Origin of the sequence: Stenotrophomonas sp. YIM B06876, from assembly GCF_030711595.1 — a bacterium.
Taxonomy (GTDB): domain Bacteria; phylum Pseudomonadota; class Gammaproteobacteria; order Xanthomonadales; family Xanthomonadaceae; genus Stenotrophomonas.
The window spans coordinates 19,240-42,657 of the sequence record NZ_JAUJUJ010000013.1; the positions used below are offsets into that span (position 1 = coordinate 19,240).

The window sequence follows — 23,418 nt, forward strand, 5'->3', positions numbered from 1 at the left end:
TGCGGTAAACAAAAAAGGCCCGGAGCGATCCGGGCCTTTTTCCGTCTGTAGCGGTGGCCCGCGTCAGCTGTTGGGGGCGAACGCCAAGGTGCGGCGGGTGGTGACCTCGCTGCTGACCGGCTCGAACTTCCAGCGTTTGACCGCGTTGAGCGCCTCCCGGTCGAACACGCGGGCCGGGTTGGCGCGCAGCACGCGGGCGTTGGTGACCGAACCATCGGTGCCGACGGTGATTTCCACCAGCACTTCACCGGCGGTGCCCGAGCGCAGGGCTTCCGCCGGATAACGCGGTGCCGGGGTGCTGACCGCACGCAGGGTCGGCGCGGCGGCGGCCGCCGCCTGGCGGGCGCTGGCCTGCTGTGCGGCCTGTTGCTGGGCGCGCTGTTCGGCTTCACGGCGGGCCACGGCCTGGCGTTCGGCCTCCTGGCGCTCGCTTTCCTGGCGCGCGGCTTCCTGCTGGGTGGCAATCTGCTTGGCGGCCGCCGCTTCGGTGGCCTGCTGCTGGGCCAGGCGCTGCTGCTCGACCAGCTGTTTGGCGCGGTTCTCGGTTTCCTTCTTGATCTTGTCGGTCTCGTCCTGGGTGCGCTTCACCGCCACCTGCATGCCACTGGTGATGCCCTGCTTCAGCCGCGGCAGTGCCGGGGCGCTGTCGTCGACCTTCTCGATCAGGGCCACCAGCCGCTGGGTCTCGGCGAAGTCCTCGCGCGCCAGGCTCTGCTCGGCGGCGATCAGGGTGTAGGGCTGCAGGTCGGTCAGCGCGCTCTTCACCGCGGCATCGTCAGGCAGTTTGTCGCGCAGGGCCAGGTAGTACTCCATCGCGTTGTCGCCGGCCGGGGCGTACATGCGGTTGTCGCGCAGCGCGGCGCTGGCCGAGTCGCGCAGCTGTTCGGTGCCCATCGACTGCACTTTGGCCGACACCGCCGGCTCGACCGCGGCGGCCGGGGTGGCGGTGCTGGCGGCGGGCGCCGCCGGTGACGTGGCCGCCGCCGGCTGGTCCTTGCCCGAACAGGCGGCCAACGTGGCCAGCAGCAGTGCCGGTGCGAGCAGGCGCGCCTTGCCATGGATCGTGACGTACGACATCGGATTTCCCCTTGAATCGATGGAGCGTAAGAACTGGAGCTGCCCGGTGGATGCTGCCGCGCACGACGTTTCCCGACGTCGGCGCCCCAGGAGCGAAACGGCAATCTAGCATTGCCACAGCGCACTGGACGAGGGCACCCGGATGATGGCCCGGAAAGGTGCGTTGCGTCACATTATTGCAGGATCGGTGCACGGCGGTGGCGGTGCAGTCGCGGCCCGAAGGTTTCGCCGCCGCTGCCTATCCGCTCGCCCGCAGGCGGGGGGATCCTCATCCGTCGATCCGGCACGCCGCGCGGCGGACCACGGCGCGGGTGGCCGGCACTGTTGATCCTGCCAGACAGGGCGCGTCGCTACACTGCCAGGCCTGTTCCCTGGAGCTTCCGCCATGATCGAGCTTTATTACTGGCCCACCCCCAACGGCCACAAGATCACGTTGTTCCTGGAAGAGAGCGGGCTGGAATACCGCATCCATCCGGTCAACATCGGCAAGGGCGACCAGTTCCTGCCCGAGTTCCTGGCGATCTCGCCCAACAACAAGATGCCGGCCATTGTCGATCACGCCCCGGCTGGCGGCGGCGCACCGGTCAGCCTGTTCGAGTCCGGGGCGATCCTGCTGTACCTGGCCGAGAAGACCGGCCGTTTCATCTCCGGCGACCTGCGTGGTCGCGCCGCCACGCTGGAGTGGCTGTTCTGGCAGGTGGCCGGGCTGGGGCCGATGAGCGGTCAGATGGGCCACTTCAACGTCTATGCCCCCGAGCGCATCCCGTATGCCATCGAGCGCTACGACAGCGAGGTGCGGCGGCTGCACCGGGTGATGGACAGGCGCCTGGCGCAGAGCCAGTACCTGGCCGGCGAGGAGTACAGCATCGCCGACATGGCCAGTTACCCGTGGGTCGGCGCCTACGCCAAACTGCCGGTCGATTTCGACGCTTTTCCCTACCTGCAGCGCTGGCACCAGGCCATTGCCGCGCGCCCGGCCACGCAGCGGGCCTATGCGCTGGGGCCCACCATCAATCCCGATGCCGGCAAGCCGCTCAGCGACGAGGAACGCCAGCAGCTGTTCGGCAAGCGCGACTGACGGCAGGGGCAAGGACACGGGCGCTCGGCTAGGATGGCCCGATCCGTGCTGTCCATGACAGGAATTCCATGCGTCCCTTGTTGCTTGCCTTTGCCATGATCCTCGCCACTCCCGCCGTCCACGCCGAAAAACTCACCCTGGAGGCCATCACCGGCAACGCGCCGCTGTCCGGCCCGACGCTGATGAAGCCCAAGGTGGCGCCCGACGGTTCGCGGGTGACCTTCCTGCGCGGCAAGGACAGCGACCGCAACCAGCTGGACCTGTGGGAATACGACATCGCCAGCGGCCAGACCCGGCTGCTGGTGGACTCCAAAGTGGTGCTGCCCGGCACCGAGACCCTCAGCGACGAGGAGAAAGCCCGCCGCGAGCGCCAGCGCATCGCCGCGATGACCGGCATCGTCGACTACCAGTGGTCGCCGGATGCCAGGACCCTGCTGTTCCCGCTCGGCGGCGAGCTGTACCTGTACGACCTGGGCAAGCAGGGCCGCGAGGCGGTGCGCCAGCTCACCCACGGCGAAGGCTTCAGCACCGACGCCAAGCTCTCGCCCAAGGGCGGCTTCGTCAGCTTCGTGCGCGCGCGCAACCTGTGGGTGATCGACCTGGCCAGCGGCAAACAGCTGCAGCTGACCCGCGACGGCAGCGCCACCATCGGCAACGGTGTGGCCGAGTTCGTCGCCGACGAGGAAATGGACCGCCACACCGGCTACTGGTGGGCGCCGGACGATTCGGCGATCGCCTTCGCCCGCATCGATGAATCGCCAGTGCCGGTGCAGAAGCGCTATGAGATGTACGCCGACCGGGTGGAGATGATCGAGCAGCGGTACCCGGCCGCCGGCGATGCCAACGTGCTGGTCACGCTGGGCGTGGTGGCGCCGCACGCCGGTGCGGCGGTCAACTGGGTGGACCTGGGCAAGCAGACCGACATCTACCTGACCCGCGTCAACTGGCGTGATCCGCAGCATCTGACCTTCCAGCGCCAGAGCCGCGACCAGAAGAAACTGGAGCTGATCGAGGCCAGCCTTGCCGACGGCCGGCAGCGCACCCTGATCACCGAAACCGGCAGCACCTGGGTGCCGCTGCACAACAGCCTGCGCTTCCTCAAGGACGGCCGCTTTGTGTGGTCCTCCGAACGCAGCGGTTTCCAGCACCTGTACCTGGCCAGCGCCGACGGCAAGCAGCTCACCGCGCTGACCTCGGGCAACTGGCCGGTGGACGAACTGCTGGCGGTGGACGAGGACGCCGGCACCGCCTACTTCCGCGCCGGCGTCGAATCGCCGCTGCGCAGCGAGCTCTATGCCGTGCCGCTGGCCGGCGGTGCGCCGGTCAAGCTCTCGCGCAGCCCCGGCATGCACAGCGCCGCGTTCGCCATCAACGCCAGCGTCTATGTGGACACCTGGTCCAACAGCACCACCCCGCCGCAGATCGAGCTGTACCGTGCCAATGGCGAAAAGATCGCCACGCTGCTGGACAACAACCTGGCCGATCCCAGGCATCCGTACGCCAAATACCGCGACGCGCAGCGCCCGGTCGAATACGGCACGCTGACCGCCGCCGACGGCAAGACCGCGCTGCACTACAGCCTGATCAAACCGGAAGGTTTCGACCCGGCCAAGCGGTATCCGGTGGTGGTGTACGTGTACGGCGGACCGGCCTCGCAGACCGTCACCGACAGCTGGCCCGGCCGTGGCGACCACCTGTTCAACCAGTATCTGGCCCAGCACGGGTACGTGGTGTTCTCGCTGGACAACCGCGGCACCCCGCGCCGTGGCCGCGACTTCGGCGGTGCGCTGTACGGCAAGCAGGGCACGGTGGAAGTGGCCGACCAGCTCAAGGGCGTGGCATGGCTGAAGGGCCAGCCATGGGTGGATGGCCGTCGCATCGGCGTGCAGGGCTGGTCCAACGGCGGCTACATGACCCTGATGCTGCTGGCCAAGGCGTCGGACCAGTACGCCTGTGGCGTGGCCGGCGCCCCGGTCACCGATTGGGGCCTGTATGACACCCACTACACCGAGCGCTACATGGACCTGCCCGCCGCCAACCCGGCCGGCTACCGCGAAGCGCGCATCGCCACCCATCTCGATGGCCTGACCAGCAAACTGCTGCTGATCCATGGCATGGCCGATGACAACGTGCTGTTCAGCAATTCCACCGCGCTGATGAGCGGGCTGCAGCAGCGCGGCCAGCCGTTCGAACTGATGACCTATCCCGGCGCCAAGCACGGCCTGTCCGGCGCCAACGCCTTGCACCGCTACCGCATGGCCGAAGCGTTCCTGGGCCGTTGTCTGCAGCCGGAATGAAGTAAGCCCGGCGCCCGCGTCCCTTCTTGCACGCGGGCGATCAGGTATCCCGCCCTTCTCCCACACGTGGGAGAAGGGGGTGTGGAGCAGCGGATGAGGGCGCGCTCCGGCTTGTGTGCAAACAGTTCCCCCCATCTGCCCTGCGGGCCGCTTCCCCCGCAGGCGGGGGAAGCGGTGTCCCGGCGCCCGTTCGACGCGGACAGTTGTGACTGTCGCAGGCCGTTGGCCGCTGACTCCTGACTCCCAGCTTTAACGGCTTGACGATGGCCATGATCATTTGACCGCAACCGCAGATCAGGGCTCAGTGCCGGCAAGGCCCGCCAGGCCTCACCATCGATGAGGTATCCCGCCCTTCTCCCACACGTGGGAGAAGGTGGTGCGGAGCACCGGATGAGGGCGCGCTCCGGCTTGTGTGCAAACAGCTCCCCCATCTGCCCTGCGGGCAGCTTCCCCGCAGGCGGGGGAAGCGGTGTCCCGGCGCCCGTTCGGGGCGTGCAGCTGGGAAGGTCGCTGGCTGCTGGCTGCTGGCTGCACGGCGGACGGCAGACCTCCGACCTCCGACCTCCGACCTCCGACCTCCGACCTCCGACTTATGGCATCTGACACCGCTACGGCAGCTTGGCGCCGCTGCCTCGGGAAAGCCGCAGGCCGCCGCGGCGCACGCTTGTTGCGGTGCCGTTGACTGCGTAGGGTCACGGCATCTTCCGCAGGAATCGTGACCCATGAAGCCGCTTGTCCTTGCTGTCGCCCTGGCCCTCGCGCTGCCCTCGCCCTCGCTTGTCCACGCCGCGCCGGTGGCCACCACCAAGGCCCACCCGGCAGCGCCGGCGTGGGTCGCGCACAGCAACGAACTGGCGCAGATCCTGCTCAGGGCACAGGCGCCGTTCCAGCCGGAGATGGCCAGCTTTTTCGGAGTGCCCGGCTACGACGACAAGGTGGCCGACCTCGGTCCGGACCACACCGGACGCTATCGTGCGGCGATGACGAAGGCGCGTGCGCAGCTGCAGGAAAAGCTGCAGCTCGAACGCGATCCCAACGTGCGCCAGGATCTGGAAATAATGATCGCCGCCGCCGGCCGCGACATCGAGGGCAGCACGCTCGACGAACAGCACCTGATGCCGTGGGTGGACGTGCCGCAGACGGTGTTCAGCGGGCTCAACGGCCTGCTCTCCGACCAGGTGTCGGCGGCGCGCCGGGCCAAGGCGCTGGACCGGCTCAAGGCCTATCTCGGCCAGGCGCCGGGCAGCCAGCCGATGGCCACACTGGCACGCCAGCGCTACGAGGAAAAAAGCGGCACTCCGGGACTGTTGCAGCCGACCCGGATCGAGGTCGAGCAGGCGCTGGCCAATGTCGATACCTACATCGATGGCATTGGCAAACTGTTCGCCAAATACGGTATCCAGGGCGCCGAGGCGGCACTGGCCAGCTTGTCCACGCAGATGAAGGACTACATCGCCTGGACCCGGCAGGAGGTGCTGCCGCAGGCGCGCAGCGACACCCGCCTGCCGGCCGAGCTCTACGCCTTCCAGCTCAAGCAGGTGGGCGTGGACATCGACCCGGCGCTGCTGATGCAGCGCGCCCAGCTCGAATACATGGAGACCCGCGCGATGATGCGCCAGCTGGCACCGCTGGTGGTGCAGGCCAAAGGCCTGAAGGTGGCCGACAACACCGACTACGCCGCGGTGATCCGCGCGCTGAAGCACGCCACCATCGGCAACGACCAGCTGGAAGCGCATTACCGCGGCGTGATCGATGCGATCGACCCGGTCATCCGCCAGCAGCGCATCGTCGATGTGCCGCAGCGACCGTTGCAGATGCGTCTGGGCAGTGCCGCCGAAAGCGCCGCCTCGCCTGCGCCGCATTACCTGCCACCGCCGCTGGTGGGCAACACCGGCCAGCAGGGCACTTTCGTGCTGCCGCTGGGCAACCCCGCGGCCGGCGCCGAGGCGCAGTACGACGACTTCAACTTCGGCTCGGCGGCGTGGACGCTCAGCGCGCATGAAGGCCGCCCCGGCCATGACCTGCAGTTCGCGGCGATGGTTGAACGCGGCATCTCGCTGGCGCGCACGCTGTTCGCCTTCAACTCGGTCAACGTGGAAGGCTGGGCGCTGTATGCCGAAGCCGAGATGGTGCCGTTCGAACCGCTGGACGGGCAGATGATCGCCCTGCAGTTCCGGTTGCTGCGCGCAGCCCGGGCGATGCTCGACCCGGCGCTCAATCTCGGCCAGACCGACCGTGAGCGGGCACGCAAGCTGCTGGTGGAGGGCGTGGGCCTGTCCGAGGCCATGGCCACCCAGGAGCTGGACCGCTACACCGTGCGTGCGCCGGGCCAGGCCTGCAGCTACTTCTACGGCTACACCCGGATCATGGAGTTGCGCATGCAGACCGAGCTGGCCTTGGGCGACAGATTCGACCGGCTGGCGTTCAACAACTTCCTGCTCGACCAGGGTCTGCTGCCGCCGGACCAGCTGGCCACCGCGGTCAACGAGGTGTTCGTGCCGGCGCAGCGTCGCAAGTAGGTGCGAAGACACCGGCATCCGGACTCCGCATCTTCGCGGCAGCTGCCGTCAGATCGATACAGGTCGAACGGGTGCCGGCGCCGGGACAAGGAGAAAGTGGAAAAGGGCGCCTTGCGGCGCCCTTTTATGTGGGCATTGCAGGGACGCTTACTTGCCAGCGCCCGGCGGTACCCAGATCGCCACCCCGGCCGCGCGCTTCTGCTGGGTGGGGATGCCCACGCTCAAGCCGCCGGCGCTGTGGCGGCCGAAGCTGCCGGCGCCGACCGACATGCCGACCGGCGAGCCGCCCGAGCCGACGCCCATCAGTATCACGCCGTTGGCGCCCAATGCCGCCGCTTCGCGCTTGAGCCGGGCGATGGCGGCATCGGTCTGGCCCTGGGTGCCGAAGCCGACCGCGCTGGCCGATTCAAGCTGGGCGATTTCCACCGAACCGACCGGGGGCGTGGAGTAGATCTGCACCACGGCCGGATCGACCGGCGCGCGTGCCTGGCCGAGCATGACCTTGGACGTGCTGGCACAGCCACCGGCCAGCAGGGCCAGTCCCAATGCGATGACGAGGCGGAACTTCATGGCAACACCCCTGTTCTGGTTGAATGCGGATGATCCGCGGCATTCACTGAATCGGCCGCGAACTGCTGGCGGCATGGTAGCCCTGTCCACGTGACGGCGGCAGCCGGCTTGCAAGGTGGCGTTTGCAGGCTATCGTGCGGGCTGGACCAACGGTGGGAGAGCGGCATGGGGTTGATCAGTCTGGTGTGGGGCATCGTGGCGTTGCTGTGGATGGTGTTGGCCTTCATCCCGCTGCTGGGCTGGGGCAACTGGTTCCTGATCCCGTTTGCCGCGGTGGGCGCGATCATCGCCGCCATCGGCGTGCTGTTCACCCATGCCAGCAAGCGTGGCCGCGCCAAGACCGGGCTGCTGCTCAACGGTCTTGTGATCGTGGTCGGGGTGATCCGCCTGAGTCTGGGCGGCGGCATCCTCTGACGTCCGCGCGCCAGCCATGGCCACCGGGCGCAAGGCGGTAGAATGGGGGTGACTACCGGGGCGTTTCCCGGCGCCCGGTTGACCTGTCAAAGGCCGTATTTGTCCCGATGATCACTCGACCACGTTCCCCGGCGGGCGACAGCGGCTCCCCCCCGCGGTTCGATCGTGCCGGCGGTGGCGTCCACGCTGCCGGGGCGGGTGGGGTCGATCTGCGCCTGGCGGGCCCGCGGGTTGCTGCCGCCCGGGCTGGAGTCCGATCATCTGCGGCCCGGTGCGGATGCGCATCGTGGGAACCGATCTGCTCGACAGCCTGGGCCACTGCCCGCTGTCCGAGCCGCCGCCGCCGCAAGGCTGCCGGCTGCACCAACCCCTGTTGTCCGTCTGCTGGAGTCCGACCATGAGCCATCCCCATTACCGCCCGCGCCGCATGCGCCACGACGAGTTCTCGCGCCGGCTGATGCGCGAAAACACGCTGACCACCGATGACCTGATCTGGCCGGTGTTCGTGCACGAGCTGGGCGGCCGCGCGCCGATCGCCTCGATGCCGGGCGTGGAGCGGCTGTCGATCGACGAACTGCTGCGCGAGGCCGAACAGGCGCTGGAGCTGGGGATCCCGGTGATCGACCTGTTCCCGGTGATCGACCCGGCCGGCAAGTCGCTGGATGCGGCCGCGGCGTGGGAGGAAAACGGGCTGGCGCAGCGGGCGGTGCGTGCGCTGAAGTCGCGTTTCCCCGAGCTCGGGGTGATGACCGATGTGGCGCTGGATCCGTATACCACCCACGGCCAGGACGGCATCATCGATGACAAGGGCTACGTGCTCAACGACATCACCGTGCAGGCGCTGGTCAAGCAGTCGCTGTCGCATGCCGATGCCGGGGTCGATATCGTTTCGCCCTCGGACATGATGGATGGCCGCATCGGCGCCATCCGCCGCGCACTGGATGCCGACCAGCACGTAAACGTGCGCATCATGGCCTACTCGGCCAAGTACGCTTCGGCGTTCTACGGCCCGTTCCGCGATGCGGTTGGCAGCTCGGCCAGCCTCGGCAAGGCCGACAAGAAGACCTACCAGATGGATCCGGCCAATGGCGACGAGGCCCTGCGTGAGATCGCGCTGGACCTGCAGGAAGGGGCCGACATGGTGATGGTCAAGCCCGGCATGCCGTACCTGGATATCGTGCGCCGGGTGAAGCAGGAGTTCGGCGTGCCGACGTTCGCCTACCAGGTCAGCGGCGAGTACGCGATGCTCAAGGCGGCCGCGCTCAACGGCTGGCTGGACGAGCGCGCCTGCGTGATGGAAACGATGATCGGGTTCAAGCGGGCGGGCGCCGATGGCGTGCTGACCTATTACGCGCCGCAGATCGCGCGCTGGCTGCGGGAGGGCTGAGGCGATGGGTGGCGTGATGCTGTTCCAGTGGGTGGTGTGGGTGTGTGGCGCCAGCCTGTTCGCGCTGATGATCGGCCTGCTGGTGCGGGCGGTGGTGCGCGCCGCGCGGCGTCCGGCCCCGCTGCACTCGGCCGCCGAGCGGCTGCAACGGGAAGCGCCGTTGCCGCCGGCGATCGATGCGCAGCTGCGTGAACTCAATGACCTGAAGCAGCGCGGGGTGATCGGCGAAGCCGAGTATGAAACGCGGCGTGCGGCGCTGATCCACACGCCCTGACCACGGCGCGGCCGGTCAGCGGCAGCTGTTGTCGCCGCTCGCCGCCTGCGCCCGCATCCGGTAGATGTCCAGCTTGCCGGCCCTCGGTGCCGGTGCGCTGCCGCTCACCAGCAGTTCCGCCGGCGTGCTCTGGTCCACGGCCGGGGCCAGGGTCTGGCCGTCGGCGTGGTTGAACGACAGCCGCAGCGGCTGCAGGTCGCGGTAGCCGCCGCCATGGCACTGGCCCAGCCACAGCTGGGTGGCACCGGACGCCTGGCCGCGCGCGATGACGATCCCGCGGCCATCCACCAGCCACGCTGCGCTGTATTCGTCGGCCGCGCTATTGGCCCCGGGCAGCGCGCTCACCTGGCTGAAACCGTGGCCATCCCAGCGTGCCTGCCACAGGTCCATGCCGCCTTCGCCGCGCCCGGTTGCTGGCGAACAGCAACCGCAGGCTGCCGCTGTCCAGCACCGGCGCGCGCTCGTCCCCGCGGCCGTTGACGTTTCCGCCCAGCGATTGCGCCGGGCCGATGCCGCCATCGGCGGTCACCGCGGCGCGGTACAGGTCGAAGCCGCCGGCACCGCCCGCGCGGTTGGACGCGAAGTACAGCCAGCGGCCGTCGGCGCTGAAAAACGGATCGCTCTCGTCGGCGCTGCTGTTTACCGCCAGCGGTTGCGGCTGTTGCCAGCGGCCGTCGATCAGTTGCGCCTGCCACAGATCCCAGCCGCCCTTGCCGCCGGCACGGTCGCTGGCCCAGACGATGCAGCTGCCATCTGCGGCGATACTGGCGCCGCGTTCGTTGGCCGGGGTGGATACCACGCCCATGCCTTCAATGCCGAATTCGGACAGTGCCGATGCCGACGGTGTACAGAGTAGACTCGCACTCAGCGCGAGCAGCAGGGACCGGGTCCGCATGGATAGTTCCGTTTCTGCAGCGAAATCGCATCCCCAGTCTAGGTCACGCAGAGGTTCCTCATGAGCGCCCCACGCTACGCTGTTTTCGGCCAGCCAGTCATCCATTCGCAGTCCCCGTGGATCCAGACCGCGTTCGGCAAGGCGCAGGGAATCGACGTGGATTACCGCGCCATCGAAGCGGCGCCGGAACAGTTTGCCGCGGCGCTGGAGGCCTTTGCCGCCGACGGCGGGGTAGGCGCCAATGTGACCCTGCCGCTGAAGGAAGCGGCGTTTTCGCTGTGCACCACCACCACCTCGCGCGCGCAGCGTGCCGGTGCGGTGAACACGCTGCTGCGCAAGGGCGCGGCCTGGCATGGCGACAACACCGACGGCATCGGCCTGGTGCGCGACCTGACCGGCCGCAACAGCCTGGACCTGCGCGGCCGCCGGGTGCTGCTGCTCGGCGCTGGCGGCGCCGCCCGCGGCGTGGCTCCGGCGCTGCTGGATGCCGGCATCCTCGAGCTGGTGGTGGTCAACCGTTCGCCCGACCGCGCCGACGCGCTGGCCGATGCGATGGGCGAACCGGGCCGCGCGGTGTCGCGTTACTGGGATGACCTGCGCAATGAGGGCGACTTCGAGCTGATCGTCAATGCGACCTCGCTCGGGCGCGACCCCGGCGCCTCCTTCAACCTGCCGCTGTCGCTGGTCAACAGCATGACCACCGCGGTGGACCTGAACTACGGCGAGGCGGCGATCCCGTTCCTGGCGTGGGCCCGCGCGGCCGGCTGCCGCAACAGTTTCGACGGGCTGGGCATGCTGGTGGAACAGGCGGCCGAGAGCTTCCAGCAATGGCATGGCATGCGCCCGGAAACCGACCCGGTGTATGCCGAACTGCGCGAGCGTGCGGCCACGCTGGTCACGGGCGACTGAGCCCGGCACGGGGAACGTACGGTTCATGAGCGAAACCGACCTGCTGGCCGCCCTGCTGACCTCGATCGGCTATCGCCTGCCGATGCTGATCGCGCTCGGGGTGGCACTGGTGATGCTGCTGGACACGCCGCGCGGCAAGGTGCGCACGGCGGCGCTGGCGGCACTGTCGTTGTTGCTGGCCACCACCATGCTGGGCGGGCTGCTGACGGTGACGCCGCTGCTGCTGGTCGCCAATGGCGCGTTTTCCGCGCTCAGCGGCTGGAATCATCTGCTGGGCCTGGGCCATGTGATCCTGTCGCTGTGCGAAGCCCTGGGCATCGTGCTGCTGGCCTGGGCGCTGGTCCGGGCGCTGCGTGGCGCGGCCGCCGGGGCTGCGCCGCGCTGAGGAACGGGCGCGGTTCGGTGAATACGGGCCGGGCATGAGAAAATGCCGGCCTTGATCGCAGCAGGCAGCACATTGGCGTGACCGAAAAAGTGGAAGCACCGCGGACGTTGACCGAGGAACTGAAGGCCGGCATCCGCGACGCCTACGCCAAGCTGCAGGCCAACACGCCCGGTTTCAGCACGCGCCGTTCGCAGAGCCAGATGATCGGTGTGGTCGCGCGCGCGCTGGCCACCGGCGGCGTCGGTGTGGTCGAAGCACCGACCGGGGTCGGCAAGAGCCTGGGGTATCTGACCGCCGGCGTGCCGATTGCGCTGGCCAGCAGGAAGAAGCTGGTGATCAGCACCGGCACGGTGGCGTTGCAGTCGCAGCTGGTCGAGCGCGACATCCCCAATTTCCTGAAGAACACCGGTATGCAGGCCACCGTGGCGCTGGCCAAGGGCCGCACCCGTTACCTGTGCACCCGCAACGCCGCCGAGGCCCAGGGCGAGGGCGCGCAGGAAGGCATGTTCGGCGACGAGGCGCCGCTGTACGACCGGCCGCTGGCGCCGATCGAGATGGATACCGCCGAGAAGCTCACCAAGGCTTTCATCGACGGCAAGTGGAACGGCGATCTGGACAATGCGCCGGAGACTGTTTCGGCCACCTTGCGCATGCGCATCACCACGCCGGCTTCGGCCTGTGCCGGGCGCCGCTGTGCGTATTCGGCGCAATGCGCGGTGCTGCGCGCGCGCAGCGACGTGCGCGATGCGCAGATCATCGTCACCAACCACGCATTGCTGCTGTCGGCGCTGTCCATCGGCGAGAGCGACAACGGCCAGCCGCTGATCGCCCCGCCCGGCGACATGCTGCTGGTGCTCGACGAAGGCCATCACATCGGCAACGTCGCCATCGACCAGGGTGCGGCGAGCCTGGCGCTGGACGAGATGGCCAAGCGCAACGGCCGCCTGCAGATCCTGATTGCCGGCGCCTACCGCGCGGTGGACAAGGACAGGATCGGCAACCTGCTGCCGAACGAGGCGATCGAATCGGCGGCGCGGGTCGGCAAGCTGCTCAAGGCGTTCCACGCCGCCATCGACCAGGCCTGGAAGCCGGAGCCGTCCGAGCACCAGCCGCTATGGCGCGCCGCCAACGGCCGCCTGCCGGAGGACTGGATGCCGGCAGTGGAGGAGCTGGCCGACGAAACCCGCACGCTGTTCAACTGGGCCACCGCGGCGGTGGCGCTGGTGGCCAAGGGCAAGCCCGACGATGCCGGGCGCGAGCGGCTGCAACGCAATCTGGGTATGGCGCTGGAGATGATCGAACAGCAGGACAGCCTGTGGGCCGGCTGGCGCCGCGAGGACAAGCCGGGGTTGCCGCCGATGGCGCGCTGGATCACGCTGTCGCGCGAGGGCGACCTGGTCCTGCACTGCTCGCCGATTTCCGCCGCGCATGTGCTGCGCAAGCTGCTGTGGGACGAAGTGGACTCGGTGGTGATGACCTCGGCCACGTTGACCGGCGGCGGTGATTTCCAGTCGCTGGCGATCGACAACGGCATTCCCGACGAGGCTGAAATGGTGTCGCTGGCCTCGCCGTTCGACCTGCCCAACCAGGCCGAGCTGATCGTGCCGCCGTTTCCGGTGACCCCGGATGACCGCGACGGTCATCCCAAGGAAGTGGCCAAATACCTGGTCAGCGGGCTGGACTGGGACAAGGGCAGCATGGTGCTGTTCACCTCGCGCTGGAAGATGGAAAAGGTGGCCGAGCTGATGCCGGCCGCGCTGCGCAAAAAGGTGCTGGTGCAGGGCGAAACCGCCAAGCAGAAGATGATCGACGAGCACCTGCGGCGTACCGCGGCAGGCGAAGGCTCGGTGCTGTTCGGTCTGAACTCGTTCGGCGAGGGCCTGGACCTGCCGGGCGAGGCCTGCACCACGGTGGTGATCACCCAGGTGCCGTTCGCGGTGCCGACCGATCCGCAGACCTCGACCCTGAGCGAATGGTTCGAAAGCCGCGGGCTGAACTCGTTCAACCTGATCGCGATCCCGCACGCGCTGCGCACCTTGACCCAGTTCGCCGGCCGCCTGATCCGTACCTCGACCGATACCGGGCGGGTGATCATCCTCGACTCGCGGCTGCTGACCCGCCGCTACGGCAAGCGCATCCTCGACGCGCTGCCGCCGTTCAAGCGCGTGATCGGCTGAGCCTGCCGGCGCTGTGACTGGTGCGGGCCGGCGCCAGCCCGTACAGTGCGCCGCCCTCCCTCGCATCCGGCCCGCATGTCCGATTTCATCGCCACCTTTCCCTGGGCGCTGCAGTTGCAGCGTCTGCAGCAGCACGATCCGGCGCTGGCGCCGCTGGCGCTGTTCGACGCGGACGGCGATCTGGACGCGCGCGGGCTGGCGCTGGAACAGCTGCTGCAGGCCGGGCAGGCACTGCTGCAACGCGAGGCCGATGTCGCGCTGGTGGCCGATGAGCTGCGCCGTTACCAGAAGTTCGCCCCGCCGGGCCGGCCGTCGCTGCAGATCGTGCAGCTGCGCCGGCAGCAGTCCGGCGTGCAGCAGGCGCAGCGCGTGGCCAAGCAGGCCTTCATTCGCCAGGCCGACAGCTTCGCGCGGGTGATGCCGCTGGAGGTTCCGGCCAAGCTGGGCACGCGGGTGACGGTCGAGCGCTGGCTGCGGGCCAATCTGGGCTGATCACCCGCCGGGGTGCTGGAACGCTCGCGCAACGACCGCAACAGCGCCTGTCAGTGCCACAACCCCAGGATCAGCCCGAACAGCCCGAACTGCGCGGTGTGGTAGCCGCCATCGATCAGCCACAAGGTGAAGCTGCGCTGGGCGAACTGGTAGTTGATGCCGAAGCTGGCCGCGACCAGCCCGAAGCCGGCCACCGCGCCCACCAGCAGCGCCTTGCGCAGTTCCGGTTGCGGGCCGAGCAGCCAGGCGAAGGTGAATGCCGCCAGCAGCGAGAACACGAAGGCCACGCCGAACACCTTGCCCGGATGCCCGGGTGGTACCTGCCCGCCGTTCTCGCGGTTCCAGGCGCGGCCGAACAGCGCGGGCGAATACCACAGCCCGCCCAGCAGGAAGCTGGAAACAGCGGCGACCAGTACGGCATAGATGTTCATAGTGTTCTCCCCCCGGAGCGGATGTTTCGCGCATCGTAGCCGGGTGCGTGGCCGCTGGCGCCACCGCGCACAAAAAAGGCCGGTGGATAGCCACCGGCCGGTTCTGTCCCCGCTTTGCTATTGCCGCGCGCCGGTCAGGCTTCCAGCGCCGCGGCCGGGCCGAAGAACTCGTAGTGGCTCTGCGCTTCCGGCACGCCCACATCGCGCAGCAGCTGCTTGACCTGCGCCATGAACGGCTTGGGGCCGAGGAAATAGGCGTCCAGGTCACGCTCGGCCGGCAGCCACTGTTCCAGCAGTTCGCGCGAGAGGAAGCCTTCGGCGTCGGCCGCATCGCCCGGCAGCGCCTCGCTGTAGCAGGTGTAGCTGCGCAGCTGCGGGTGCTGCTTCTGCTTCTCGGCGATCAGCTCGCGGAATGCGTGTACCTGGCCGTTGCGCGCGCAATGGATGAAATGCACCTGGCGGCCGCTGGCCAGCGCCTGTTCCAGCATCGGCAGGGTCGGGGTGATGCCGACGCCGGCGCTGATCAGCGCCAGCGGCTTGTCGCTGACCTGCAGGGTGAAGTCGCCGGCCGGCGCGAACAGTTCCAGTGTGTCGCCGACCTGCACCTGGTTGTGCAGATGGTTAGAGACCTTGCCCTGGTACTGCTGCTTGACGCTGATGCGGTAGCCCACGCCATCGGCCGCGCGCGACAGCGAGTAGTTGCGCCGCTCTTCGCGGCCCTCGAGCACCAGCTTCATGCCGATGTACTGGCCCGGGGTGAAGTCCACCACCGCGCTGCCGTCGGCCGGCACCAGGTGGAAGGAGACGATCTCGGCGCTCTCGCGCACCTTGTCGGCGACGCGGAAGGCACGCGCGCCGCGCCAGCCGCCCGGTGCGCTTTCATTGGCCGCGTAGACCGATTCCTCGGCGCCGATCAGGATATCGGCCAGCATCTGGTAGGCCGCGCCCCACGCATCGAGGATCTCGTCGGTCGCCACCTCCGGCCCCAGCACCTCGCGGATCGCGCGCAGCAGGTAATGGCCGACGATCGGGTAGTGCTCGGGCAGCACCTGCAGGGCGACGTGCTTGTTGACGATCTGCCCGACCAGCGGCCCCAGCGCCTCCAGCCGGTCGATGTGCCTGGCGTACATCAGCACCGCGTTGGCCAAGGCCCGGGCCTGGTTGCCGCTGGCCTGGTGGGCCTGGTTGAACAACGGCTGCACCTGCTCGTTCTCGGTCAGCATCAGCCCGTAGAAATGGGTGGTGAGGGCTTCGCCGCCGGTTTCCAGCAGCGGGATGGTGGCTTTGATCAGGTCGCGTTGGGTGGGGCTGAGCATTGCGTGTTTCTCTTCAGGCTTCAGGAGTACCCTTTTCTATTCCACGTTCCGTGCCACTGTTGCGTCTCATGAAAATCAATGTGTTACCTCCTGCACGTGTCGTAATGACCCCGATTCCCATGGGTCGTTGTGACTCTGTGGTGTCGAAATGACGCGCAATCCCTTCATGGCCGCGATCATTCCGCTGGTCGATGACCTGTCACGGGACTTGCCCGAAGGCGAGCGCTACCGGCGCTTGCTGCGGGTGCTGCGGCGCTTGCTGGCGTGCGATGCGGTGGCGCTGTTGCGGTTGGACGGGGAGCAGCTGGTGCCGCTGGCGGTGGAAGGCCTGAGCCCGGACACGCTGGGCCGGCGCTTCCGTCTGGACCAGCACCCACGGCTGGCTGCGGTGATGCAGGGCCAGGGCACGGTGCGCTTCGCCGCCGATTGCGGTTTGCCCGATCCCTACGACGGTCTGGTCGAATCCGTCGCCGGCCACCTCCAGGTGCATGACTGCATGGGCTGCGCGCTGTACATCGACGACCGCCCGTGGGGGCTGTTGACCATGGATGCGCTCAACCCCTCGCAGTTCGGGCAGACCGAGTGCGACCGCCTGGAGGCGTTTGCCAGCCTGGCCGCCGCCACGGTCAAGGCCGGCGAGCGCATCGGCGCGCTGTCGGCCCAGCTCGGCGAGCAGCAGCGCGTGGCTGAAACCTGGCGCCAGGCGGCCGGCCAGCACCTGCCACCGGAAGTGGTCGGGCAAAGCCGCGCGTTCAAGGCGCTGCGCAAGGAAGTGGCGCTGGTCGCGCCCACCGATCTGAGCGTGCTGATCACCGGCGAAACCGGGGTTGGCAAGGAACTGGTGGCCCGCGGCATCCATCACCAGTCCGCGCGTGGCAACAAGCCGATGGTGGTGATCAATTGCGCGGCGTTGCCCGATTCGCTGGTGGAAAGCGAACTGTTCGGCCATGTGCGTGGCGCTTTTACCGGCGCGGTGGGCGATCGCCGCGGCAAGTTCGAACTGGCCGATGGCGGCAGCCTGTTCCTGGACGAAGTGGGTGAGCTGCCGCTGGCCAGCCAGGCCAAGCTGCTGCGCGTATTGCAGAGCGGCCAGCTGCAGCGGGTGGGCTCGGACCGCGAGCAGCACGTGGACGTGCGGGTGATTGCCGCGACCAATCTGGATCTTGCAGCGGCGGTCCGCGAAGGGCGTTTCCGCGCCGATCTGTATCACCGGCTCGGCGCCTATCCGCTGCGGGTGCCGCCACTGCGCGAACGCGACCATGACGTGCTGTTGCTGGCCGGCTACTTCCTGGAAGAAACGCGCACCCGCATGGGCCTGCGCAGTCTTCGCCTGACCGCCGATGCACAGGCCGCGCTGCTGGCCTACGACTGGCCGGGCAACGTGCGCGAGCTGGAGCATCTGGTGGGCCGCGCGGTACTGCGCGCGCTGGCTGCCAGCGGTGAAGCACGGCCGCGCATTCTCAGTGTCGATGCACACGTGCTGGAACTGCTGCCCGCCACCCTCGCGCCGACCTCCCCAGCGAGCGACGCCGCGGACGTGCCGGCCGCGGGCGATCTGCGCAGGTCGGTGGAGGATTTCCAGCGCCGGCAGATTGCCCGCAGCCTGGAGCGGCATAACGGCAGCTGGAGCGAGAGCGCGCGCGAACTCGGTATGGACCGGGCCAACCTCAGCCGGCTGGCCAAGCGCCTGGGACTGAAATGAGCGTGGCCACGCCGCTCATCGTTCCAGCAGGTTGAGTGCGCTGCTCATCGCGGCGGCAGTGGCGCCGGACAGGAACAGGTACTCCAGCTCGCAGTTGCCGAACCGGGCCTCCAGCTCCTGCATCCGTACCGGGTGGCTGCCAAAGCGGTAGTGGCGGCTGCCATCGGTGGTGTCTTCGATCAGGTAGACCCCGAACGAGGGCGGCTGGGTCAGGGTGCCTTCCGGCTTGACCAGGGAGGGGTCGATGGCTTGCTGGATCAGGTCTTCAAGCGCGTTCATGGCGGCGTATCGATCGTGGGGGAAAGAGGGGATGGTCAGCGTGGCATGGATTCACCGCGTTTCATGTTTCCAGTGCCGGCGCTTGCCTTCGCCCAGCCACTGCACGGCCTGGGCGATGCGCTGCTGGCGGGTGGCGTCGCGCTTGGCCTCCAGGATCCATTCCAGATAGTCGCGCCGGTAGCCGGGTGCGAAGCCGTCGAAGGTGGCCTGTGCGGCAGGCGCGGCCCGCAACGCGGCGGCAAAGTCCGCCGGCATGGCCAGCGCCGGCCGCGGGGTGGATTTGCGCACCGCTGTGCCGGCGTCGATGCGCTGCATGCCTTGCGCCAGTTGCCGGGTGAATTCAGCCTCGTCTGGCAGGTCCTGCAGGCCGGTCAGGCGACCGTACTGGCCCATGCCGTCGTCGCTGCGCGCCGTACCGCCGACGTTGTCGCGTTGCCACAGGCCGAGCGCCGCATGCTGCTTGAACGCGGCCATGGTGCACAGCAGCTTGCCGCGATACAGGAATGCCGGCATCCCCCACTTGATCGCTTCAGTGGCCTCGCCGCAGCCCTGGTGGACGCGTTGGCGGATGGCGCGCAACAGTGGCTGGGCGAAGGTCGCCGCGTGGGCGATATAGGCGTCGATGCGCGGGTCATGGCGGCACATGGGCTGGAATACCGTTCGCAAAGGCGGCAGCCTGCCGCCAGTTACGCTCCAAAACAAGCCCACCCGTCACTCAGGCCGGCTGCACGCCCCGCAGCCGTCGCGCAATGCCACAGGCCGCCGCAATGGCCAGGGTCAGCGCCGCCATCGACAGGAACTGCATGCGGGTATCCGGCGTGCTCAGCAGCAGCCCGAAGATCAGCGCCAGGATCGCCAGCGCCAGCACCGTCAGGTACGGGAAGCCGGCCATGCGGAACGGCAGCGCCGTACCCGCGCGGTCAGCGCGGCGGCGCAGGATCAATTGCGACACCAGGGTGATCGTCCACACCAGCAGGCAGGTCGAGCCCACCACATTGAGCAGCACCGGCAGCACCCGCTCGGGGAACAGCAGTTCCAGCACGGTGGCGGCAAAACCGAACACCACGCTGGCCCCCACCGCCATCACCGGCACCTGCTGGCGGCTGGTGCGTGCCAGCAGCCGCGGCGCTTCGGCGCGGTTGGCCAACGAATAGATCATGCGCGAGGCGCCATACAGGTTGGCATTGAGCGCCGACAGCAACGCGATCACCGCGATCAGCGTGATCGCGGTTGCCGCGCCGGGGATGTTGGCCACCTCCAGCACCGCGGCGAACGGTGACTTCAGCGCCTTGCTGTCCCACGGCACCACGGCGACGATCACGCTGATCGAACCGATATAGAACACCAGGATGCGCCAGGCCACGGTGCGGATCGCCCGCGCCAGACTGCGCTCGGGATCCTGGGTTTCGGCCGCCGCCACCGCCACGATCTCGGTGCCGCCGAAGGCGAACACCACCACCAGCAGCGCCGCGCCGATACCGCCCCAGCCGTTGGGCATCAGTCCGCCGTGGCCCAGCAGGTTCGACAGGCCGGGCGACGGTGCATCGGGCAGCCAGCCCAGCAGCAGCGCCGCGCCGATCAGGATGAAGCCGATGATCGCCGCAACCTTGAGGATCGCGAACCAGAACTCGAACTCGCCGTAATTTTTCACCCCCATCAGGTTGATGGCGGTGAACAGCAGCATGAAGGTCAGCGAGGTCAGCGGCACCGAGAGCTGCGGCCATAGTGTTGCCAGCAATCCGGCGGCACCCACCGACTCGGCGGCGATCACGATCACCAGCTGCGCCCACCACAACCAGCCGACCGTGGCACCGGCGGTCGCCCCCATCGCATCGGCGGCATATACCGAGAACGCGCCACTGGCCGGCTTGGCTGCGGCCATTTCCCCCATCGCATGCATCACGATGATCACCAGCGCGCCGGCCACCAGGTAGGACAGCAGCACCGCCGGGCCGGCCGCATGGATGCCCACCCCCGAGCCGAGAAACAGGCCGGCGCCGATCGCGCTGCCCAGCCCCATCATGATCAGCTGGCGCGGCTTGAGCGCGCGCTCCAGCCGCGGCTGCGAATCGTCGGAAACGGGTACGGCGTGGACGCGGTCTGGAAGCATCGGATCAACTCGATTCAAGCGGGCTCACACGATACCGCGTCCCATTGGCTGTTAGACCGTGCCCAAGGGCAGGGGCCGGTGGCAACGCGGCTTCCCTATCCGTTGCGCCGGTGGCGGCCCGGTTTGAATGACCTGGTGGGCCCGCTCATGGCAGCAGTTGCACGCCGAACTGGCGGACCAGCAACGCGAACAGCCCGAAACAAACTGCGGTGATTCCAGCGCTGGCCAGCATGGTAAGCCAGAAGCCGAGGCGGGGCAGCAGGAACGGGAACGCCAGGAACATGGGCAGGGTCGGCACCACGTACCAGAACGTGTACCACGCGTGGTTGGAAATCCTGGCTTGCGGCTGCTTCTCAACGTAGAGCCAGATCAGCGCAAGGAATGTCACCAGCGGCAGCGCAGCGATGAACCCGCCGAGCCTGTCACTTCGCTTGGCTGCCTCCGACACCAGGACCACCACAACGGCAGTGAGCAGGTACTTTGTGATCAGCCAGCCCATATTCTGTTCTCCAAGCGGGCCTGCCGCTCAGTCCGACCGGCGAAGCGGCTTCGGCCTGAATTGTCAGGCCTCACACCGATGCCAATAGCATGAAGGCCCAGTACAACCCTATTGCCATCTGTACGGTAAAGGCCGTGAAGCGAATCGTAACTGCGGCAGGGCTTGGCGAGGCCAGATGCACGAGTGACTGGAATACCCGACTGCCAAGGAAAAGATAGGCGAGGAGATCGGTGATGGAGGACCGACCCGTGGCGATGGCAACAAGCAGGAGACCGCCAAAAACAGGCAGGCTCTCGACGCAGTTGGCATGCGCCCTGGCTAGGCGCTGCATAAAAGGTGACAAGGCCGCATTGTCTGGAGTGAAGCCGTTTGCCGCGACTTTGCCCCGCAGCACAAGCTGTGCGCGAATGACTTCCATCAGCACGAGGAGAAGCAGTGCCCAAGTGATGAAGCCGGTCAACGCGATCGAGCTTGGAGAAGTCATGGCGACACTCTCTGGTGTGGTCTGACGCTTGAGTTGAGGCGAGCCGCAAGGCGGCGACGCCTTGAACGAATGGCAAGTCGGTATCTACTTGCCCCAGCGCCAGATTGGCCGCTCACCCTTGAGCCAGCAGACAAAAACGAGCACAAGAATTACCGCCCAGGTTGCACCCGTGAAAGCGGCAGTGTTCTTGGCGGGTGGAAGGACGAAGAACGCTGCTATGAGCCATAGCGCTTTGCCGGGAACCCATAGTCGTCATTTTTCATGGTGGGACTTCCTTCGAAAAAGTGGACGCCTCGCGAGTTAACAAAGTAAGTGCACCACCCGCGCCGCGCCGAAAGGAGAAGGTGAGCTGGCAGACTGGGGAGGACTTCTCCGGCAAGAGACGATCCTTCATGTACAGCCAGCTCACCCAAGGTGAAAGATACACGCTGGGCGTCCTCAATCGCCACGGCCTCACCGGCCGCGCCATCGCCCGAATAATGGGCCGCGACCCGAGCACGATCAGTCGTGAGCTACGGCGCAACGCTTGCCACGCCACCGACGGCGCCTACCGACCCAGCAAAGCCCAGGAGCGAACCAACGGTCGGCGGCGACGCTCCCGGCGCATGAAGCAGCATGACCCCGGTATTTTCGCGGCCATCGAGGAGCTGCTACGCAGTGAGCAATGGAGTCCCGAGCAGATCGCGAACTGGCTGGCCGACAACAGCCTGGCCACGATCAGCCACATGACCATCTATCGCCACGTGCGCAGCGATGCCAGGCGCGGTGGCACGCTGCGCAACTGCCTACGCCAGGGCCGCAAGCGCCGCCGAAAACGCACGTTTGGCCCAGAGAAACGCGGCCGACTGCAGGGCAAGCCGATGATCGACACCCGGCCTGAGGCCGTCGAGAGCCGCGACGAAGTCGGTCACTGGGAGGGCGATACGGTCATGGGCGCGGCCAGCGAACGCGACTGCCTGCTGACCCTGGTGGAGCGCAGCACCGGCCTGGCCCTGGTCGCGAAGTTGCCGCATCGCACTACGACTGCGGTGAACCGGGCCGCGCTGAAGCTGATCCGCGAAAGCGGCCTGCCCTTCAAGACAATCACCTGGGACAACGGCACCGAGTTCCACGGCTACAAGGAACTTGAGCAAGCTGCAGACATCCGTTGCTACTTCGCCTATCCGCATCATCCGTGGCAGCGTGGCAGCAACGAGAACTTCAACGGTTTGCTGTGGCAGTACTTTCCCAAACGAAGAAGCCTTGCCAAAGTGCGGCAAGGCCACTGCGACGCCGTCGTCCACAAGCTCAACAACAGGCCCAGGAAACGCTATGACTACAAGACCCCGATCGAGCGACTCGAAGAACTACTCGGGGTGTTGCACTTCGCGTGTTAATTCACCCATCGCTTTCGAGGATGGCGGGCGGGAAACGCTACATTGGTTGCCGCCCACCTATCCAGTTAGGCGAGGAGCACAAGCACGAAGCACACAATCCATACAATGAAGTACGCAAGTGACTGCTTGGTCGCTTTAGCACGCTGATAAAGATAAACCGGCACGAGCCAGACCATGCCTTTAAATTTATCGGTGTTATGTCCGGCCTTTCTCAGGCGTTTCTCATCAAAGATGGATAGCGCAATATTCAATGCCAGGGTGACGAACCAGTATTTACTTCCATCCATTGCGATTTGCGCCACAACTTCGTTGCCGCCACTCAGCGCTCCAGCAACGATCCACTCCATGAAGTAACCGATGAATGGAGCGAAAGCGAGCACCCAAACAACAGAATTGCTGATGTGTTCTCCCGAGAGAGGGGGTGGCAAATGAGTGTTCAGGTGACCGCGCAACTCCGTGTTTTCAAGCTTCATCCAATCCGGGAAGCCCTGTTTCCAGACGGGCGTTCCTTGCGAAACAGTCGACGCCTTGATGAATTTGACGAACTCATTCTCTAGAATTGGCCCTTTTCGCTGCCCGTTCTCCTCATAGAACCACTGATTTTCGGTAGCTACTTGCTCTTCACTCATGCTTTTCCCCCTGCTTTTTCTTATGCCCGGCACTTCAAGGCGGCCGCGCGATGCCTAACGCTTGAATTAAGCCGCGCCGTGGAACGGCGTCGGCTTGAATGATTGGTTAGGCAGTGAT

22 protein-coding genes and 1 pseudogene are annotated in these 23,418 nt (G+C 67.2%); 12 read left to right on the forward strand and 11 right to left on the reverse strand.

The genetic code is table 11. The features are described 5' to 3' along the window. Positions 1-63: 63 nt before the first annotated feature. On the reverse strand, positions 64-1,077 hold the full coding sequence (locus QZH66_RS07455; protein ID WP_305805320.1) for an energy transducer TonB: 1,014 nt from the start codon (positions 1,075-1,077) through the stop codon (positions 64-66). 385 nt (positions 1,078-1,462) lie between these two features. On the opposite strand from QZH66_RS07455, the gene QZH66_RS07460 reads away from it, so the two are divergent. From QZH66_RS07460 to QZH66_RS07470, 3 genes are all read left to right on the forward strand, one after another. Continuing rightward, positions 1,463-2,155 carry a glutathione binding-like protein gene (locus tag QZH66_RS07460; RefSeq protein ID WP_305805321.1) on the forward strand — a complete coding sequence of 231 codons (693 nt, stop codon included), beginning with the start codon at positions 1,463-1,465 and terminating at the stop codon, positions 2,153-2,155. 68 nt (positions 2,156-2,223) lie between these two features. Continuing rightward, positions 2,224-4,452, forward strand: a complete 2,229-nt coding sequence (locus QZH66_RS07465; RefSeq protein WP_305805322.1) for a S9 family peptidase — start codon at positions 2,224-2,226, stop codon at positions 4,450-4,452. A 722-nt stretch (positions 4,453-5,174) separates the two neighbouring features. Beyond that, complete coding sequence (locus QZH66_RS07470; protein WP_305805323.1) at positions 5,175-6,971, forward strand: DUF885 domain-containing protein; 1,797 nt, start codon at positions 5,175-5,177, stop codon at positions 6,969-6,971. Between the two features lie 147 nt (positions 6,972-7,118). Here QZH66_RS07470 and QZH66_RS07475 read toward each other — a convergent pair whose 3' ends face one another. Then, positions 7,119-7,541: a hypothetical protein gene (locus QZH66_RS07475; RefSeq protein WP_305805324.1), complete on the reverse strand. Its 423-nt coding sequence runs from the start codon at positions 7,539-7,541 to the stop codon at positions 7,119-7,121. Between the two features lie 165 nt (positions 7,542-7,706). Here QZH66_RS07475 and QZH66_RS07480 point away from each other — a divergent pair, with 165 nt between their 5' ends. From QZH66_RS07480 to QZH66_RS07490, 3 genes are all read left to right on the forward strand, one after another. Further along, complete coding sequence (locus tag QZH66_RS07480; RefSeq protein ID WP_305805325.1) at positions 7,707-7,955, forward strand: hypothetical protein; 249 nt, start codon at positions 7,707-7,709, stop codon at positions 7,953-7,955. A gap of 397 nt (positions 7,956-8,352) precedes the next feature. Continuing rightward, a complete protein-coding gene (gene hemB / locus QZH66_RS07485) occupies positions 8,353-9,342 on the forward strand; it encodes a porphobilinogen synthase (RefSeq protein ID WP_305805326.1) in 990 nt (329 codons plus the stop codon). 4 nt (positions 9,343-9,346) lie between these two features. Then, the gene (locus QZH66_RS07490; RefSeq protein ID WP_305805327.1) at positions 9,347-9,616 is read left to right on the forward strand and encodes an SHOCT domain-containing protein; all 270 of its coding nucleotides are present in this window, start codon (positions 9,347-9,349) and stop codon (positions 9,614-9,616) included. Positions 9,617-9,631: 15 nt separating this feature from the next. Here the strand turns inward: QZH66_RS07490 and QZH66_RS07495 are convergent. Continuing rightward, positions 9,632-10,511 (reverse strand): annotated as a pseudogene (locus QZH66_RS07495) (TolB-like protein). A 60-nt stretch (positions 10,512-10,571) separates the two neighbouring features. On the opposite strand from QZH66_RS07495, the gene aroE reads away from it, so the two are divergent. From aroE to QZH66_RS07515, 4 genes are all read left to right on the forward strand, one after another. Then, positions 10,572-11,420, forward strand: coding sequence for a shikimate dehydrogenase (aroE, locus tag QZH66_RS07500; protein WP_305805328.1), 849 nt, complete (start codon positions 10,572-10,574; stop codon positions 11,418-11,420). Positions 11,421-11,445: 25 nt separating this feature from the next. After that, positions 11,446-11,805 carry a hypothetical protein gene (locus tag QZH66_RS07505; protein WP_305805329.1) on the forward strand — a complete coding sequence of 120 codons (360 nt, stop codon included), beginning with the start codon at positions 11,446-11,448 and terminating at the stop codon, positions 11,803-11,805. A gap of 77 nt (positions 11,806-11,882) precedes the next feature. Beyond that, positions 11,883-13,982 (forward strand): ATP-dependent DNA helicase DinG, encoded by a 2,100-nt coding sequence (gene dinG, locus QZH66_RS07510; protein ID WP_305805330.1) that lies wholly within the window; start codon positions 11,883-11,885, stop codon positions 13,980-13,982. A gap of 75 nt (positions 13,983-14,057) precedes the next feature. Continuing rightward, on the forward strand, positions 14,058-14,474 hold the full coding sequence (locus tag QZH66_RS07515) for a hypothetical protein (RefSeq protein WP_305805331.1): 417 nt from the start codon (positions 14,058-14,060) through the stop codon (positions 14,472-14,474). A gap of 50 nt (positions 14,475-14,524) precedes the next feature. Here QZH66_RS07515 and QZH66_RS07520 read toward each other — a convergent pair whose 3' ends face one another. Both QZH66_RS07520 and hmpA read right to left on the reverse strand, forming a co-directional pair. Continuing rightward, positions 14,525-14,905 carry a DUF1761 domain-containing protein gene (locus QZH66_RS07520; RefSeq protein ID WP_305805332.1) on the reverse strand — a complete coding sequence of 127 codons (381 nt, stop codon included), beginning with the start codon at positions 14,903-14,905 and terminating at the stop codon, positions 14,525-14,527. A gap of 134 nt (positions 14,906-15,039) precedes the next feature. Then, positions 15,040-16,221, reverse strand: a complete 1,182-nt coding sequence (gene hmpA, locus QZH66_RS07525) for an NO-inducible flavohemoprotein (RefSeq protein ID WP_305805333.1) — start codon at positions 16,219-16,221, stop codon at positions 15,040-15,042. Positions 16,222-16,369: 148 nt separating this feature from the next. Here hmpA and norR point away from each other — a divergent pair, with 148 nt between their 5' ends. Continuing rightward, positions 16,370-17,923, forward strand: a complete 1,554-nt coding sequence (gene norR / locus QZH66_RS07530; RefSeq protein ID WP_305805334.1) for a nitric oxide reductase transcriptional regulator NorR — start codon at positions 16,370-16,372, stop codon at positions 17,921-17,923. Between the two features lie 15 nt (positions 17,924-17,938). On the opposite strand, the gene QZH66_RS07535 is transcribed toward norR, so the two are convergent. The 5 genes from QZH66_RS07535 to QZH66_RS07555 all read right to left on the reverse strand — a co-directional run bounded on the left by QZH66_RS07535 (position 17,939) and on the right by QZH66_RS07555 (position 21,295). Continuing rightward, the gene (locus QZH66_RS07535; protein WP_305805335.1) at positions 17,939-18,202 is read right to left on the reverse strand and encodes a hypothetical protein; all 264 of its coding nucleotides are present in this window, start codon (positions 18,200-18,202) and stop codon (positions 17,939-17,941) included. A 51-nt stretch (positions 18,203-18,253) separates the two neighbouring features. Next, positions 18,254-18,847 carry a YdeI/OmpD-associated family protein gene (locus QZH66_RS07540; protein ID WP_305805336.1) on the reverse strand — a complete coding sequence of 198 codons (594 nt, stop codon included), beginning with the start codon at positions 18,845-18,847 and terminating at the stop codon, positions 18,254-18,256. A gap of 70 nt (positions 18,848-18,917) precedes the next feature. Then, positions 18,918-20,225: an amino acid permease gene (locus QZH66_RS07545; RefSeq protein ID WP_345783837.1), complete on the reverse strand. Its 1,308-nt coding sequence runs from the start codon at positions 20,223-20,225 to the stop codon at positions 18,918-18,920. 232 nt (positions 20,226-20,457) lie between these two features. Next, entirely contained in the window at positions 20,458-20,811 is a 354-nt protein-coding gene (locus QZH66_RS07550) for a DUF3147 family protein (protein ID WP_305805338.1), read from the reverse strand. A gap of 70 nt (positions 20,812-20,881) precedes the next feature. Beyond that, the gene (locus tag QZH66_RS07555) at positions 20,882-21,295 is read right to left on the reverse strand and encodes an MAPEG family protein (RefSeq protein WP_305805339.1); all 414 of its coding nucleotides are present in this window, start codon (positions 21,293-21,295) and stop codon (positions 20,882-20,884) included. 392 nt (positions 21,296-21,687) lie between these two features. Between QZH66_RS07555 and QZH66_RS07560 the strand changes: the two genes are divergently transcribed. Then, positions 21,688-22,671: an IS30 family transposase gene (locus QZH66_RS07560; protein ID WP_305805340.1), complete on the forward strand. Its 984-nt coding sequence runs from the start codon at positions 21,688-21,690 to the stop codon at positions 22,669-22,671. 65 nt (positions 22,672-22,736) lie between these two features. Here the strand turns inward: QZH66_RS07560 and QZH66_RS07565 are convergent, their stop codons facing one another. Beyond that, positions 22,737-23,300, reverse strand: coding sequence for a DUF4339 domain-containing protein (locus QZH66_RS07565; protein WP_305805341.1), 564 nt, complete (start codon positions 23,298-23,300; stop codon positions 22,737-22,739). Positions 23,301-23,418: the final 118 nt, after the last annotated feature.

What these genes read in the sequence shown, in the direction of transcription:
- QZH66_RS07455 (WP_305805320.1), bottom strand. Translation starts at nt 1,077, where the DNA reads ATGTCGTACGTCACGATCCATGGCAAGGCGCGCCTGCTCGCACCGGCA.
- QZH66_RS07460 (WP_305805321.1), top strand. Translation starts at nt 1,463, where the DNA reads ATGATCGAGCTTTATTACTGGCCCACCCCCAACGGCCACAAGATCACG.
- QZH66_RS07465 (WP_305805322.1), top strand. Translation starts at nt 2,224, where the DNA reads ATGCGTCCCTTGTTGCTTGCCTTTGCCATGATCCTCGCCACTCCCGCC.
- QZH66_RS07470 (WP_305805323.1), top strand. Translation starts at nt 5,175, where the DNA reads ATGAAGCCGCTTGTCCTTGCTGTCGCCCTGGCCCTCGCGCTGCCCTCG.
- QZH66_RS07475 (WP_305805324.1), bottom strand. Translation starts at nt 7,541, where the DNA reads ATGAAGTTCCGCCTCGTCATCGCATTGGGACTGGCCCTGCTGGCCGGT.
- QZH66_RS07480 (WP_305805325.1), top strand. Translation starts at nt 7,707, where the DNA reads ATGGGGTTGATCAGTCTGGTGTGGGGCATCGTGGCGTTGCTGTGGATG.
- hemB (WP_305805326.1), top strand. Translation starts at nt 8,353, where the DNA reads ATGAGCCATCCCCATTACCGCCCGCGCCGCATGCGCCACGACGAGTTC.
- QZH66_RS07490 (WP_305805327.1), top strand. Translation starts at nt 9,347, where the DNA reads ATGGGTGGCGTGATGCTGTTCCAGTGGGTGGTGTGGGTGTGTGGCGCC.
- aroE (WP_305805328.1), top strand. Translation starts at nt 10,572, where the DNA reads ATGAGCGCCCCACGCTACGCTGTTTTCGGCCAGCCAGTCATCCATTCG.
- QZH66_RS07505 (WP_305805329.1), top strand. Translation starts at nt 11,446, where the DNA reads ATGAGCGAAACCGACCTGCTGGCCGCCCTGCTGACCTCGATCGGCTAT.
- QZH66_RS07515 (WP_305805331.1), top strand. Translation starts at nt 14,058, where the DNA reads ATGTCCGATTTCATCGCCACCTTTCCCTGGGCGCTGCAGTTGCAGCGT.
- QZH66_RS07520 (WP_305805332.1), bottom strand. Translation starts at nt 14,905, where the DNA reads ATGAACATCTATGCCGTACTGGTCGCCGCTGTTTCCAGCTTCCTGCTG.
- hmpA (WP_305805333.1), bottom strand. Translation starts at nt 16,221, where the DNA reads ATGCTCAGCCCCACCCAACGCGACCTGATCAAAGCCACCATCCCGCTG.
- norR (WP_305805334.1), top strand. Translation starts at nt 16,370, where the DNA reads ATGACGCGCAATCCCTTCATGGCCGCGATCATTCCGCTGGTCGATGAC.
- QZH66_RS07535 (WP_305805335.1), bottom strand. Translation starts at nt 18,202, where the DNA reads ATGAACGCGCTTGAAGACCTGATCCAGCAAGCCATCGACCCCTCCCTG.
- QZH66_RS07540 (WP_305805336.1), bottom strand. Translation starts at nt 18,847, where the DNA reads ATGTGCCGCCATGACCCGCGCATCGACGCCTATATCGCCCACGCGGCG.
- QZH66_RS07545 (WP_345783837.1), bottom strand. Translation starts at nt 20,225, where the DNA reads ATGATGGGGCTGGGCAGCGCGATCGGCGCCGGCCTGTTTCTCGGCTCG.
- QZH66_RS07550 (WP_305805338.1), bottom strand. Translation starts at nt 20,811, where the DNA reads ATGGGCTGGCTGATCACAAAGTACCTGCTCACTGCCGTTGTGGTGGTC.
- QZH66_RS07555 (WP_305805339.1), bottom strand. Translation starts at nt 21,295, where the DNA reads ATGACTTCTCCAAGCTCGATCGCGTTGACCGGCTTCATCACTTGGGCA.
- QZH66_RS07560 (WP_305805340.1), top strand. Translation starts at nt 21,688, where the DNA reads ATGTACAGCCAGCTCACCCAAGGTGAAAGATACACGCTGGGCGTCCTC.
- QZH66_RS07565 (WP_305805341.1), bottom strand. Translation starts at nt 23,300, where the DNA reads ATGAGTGAAGAGCAAGTAGCTACCGAAAATCAGTGGTTCTATGAGGAG.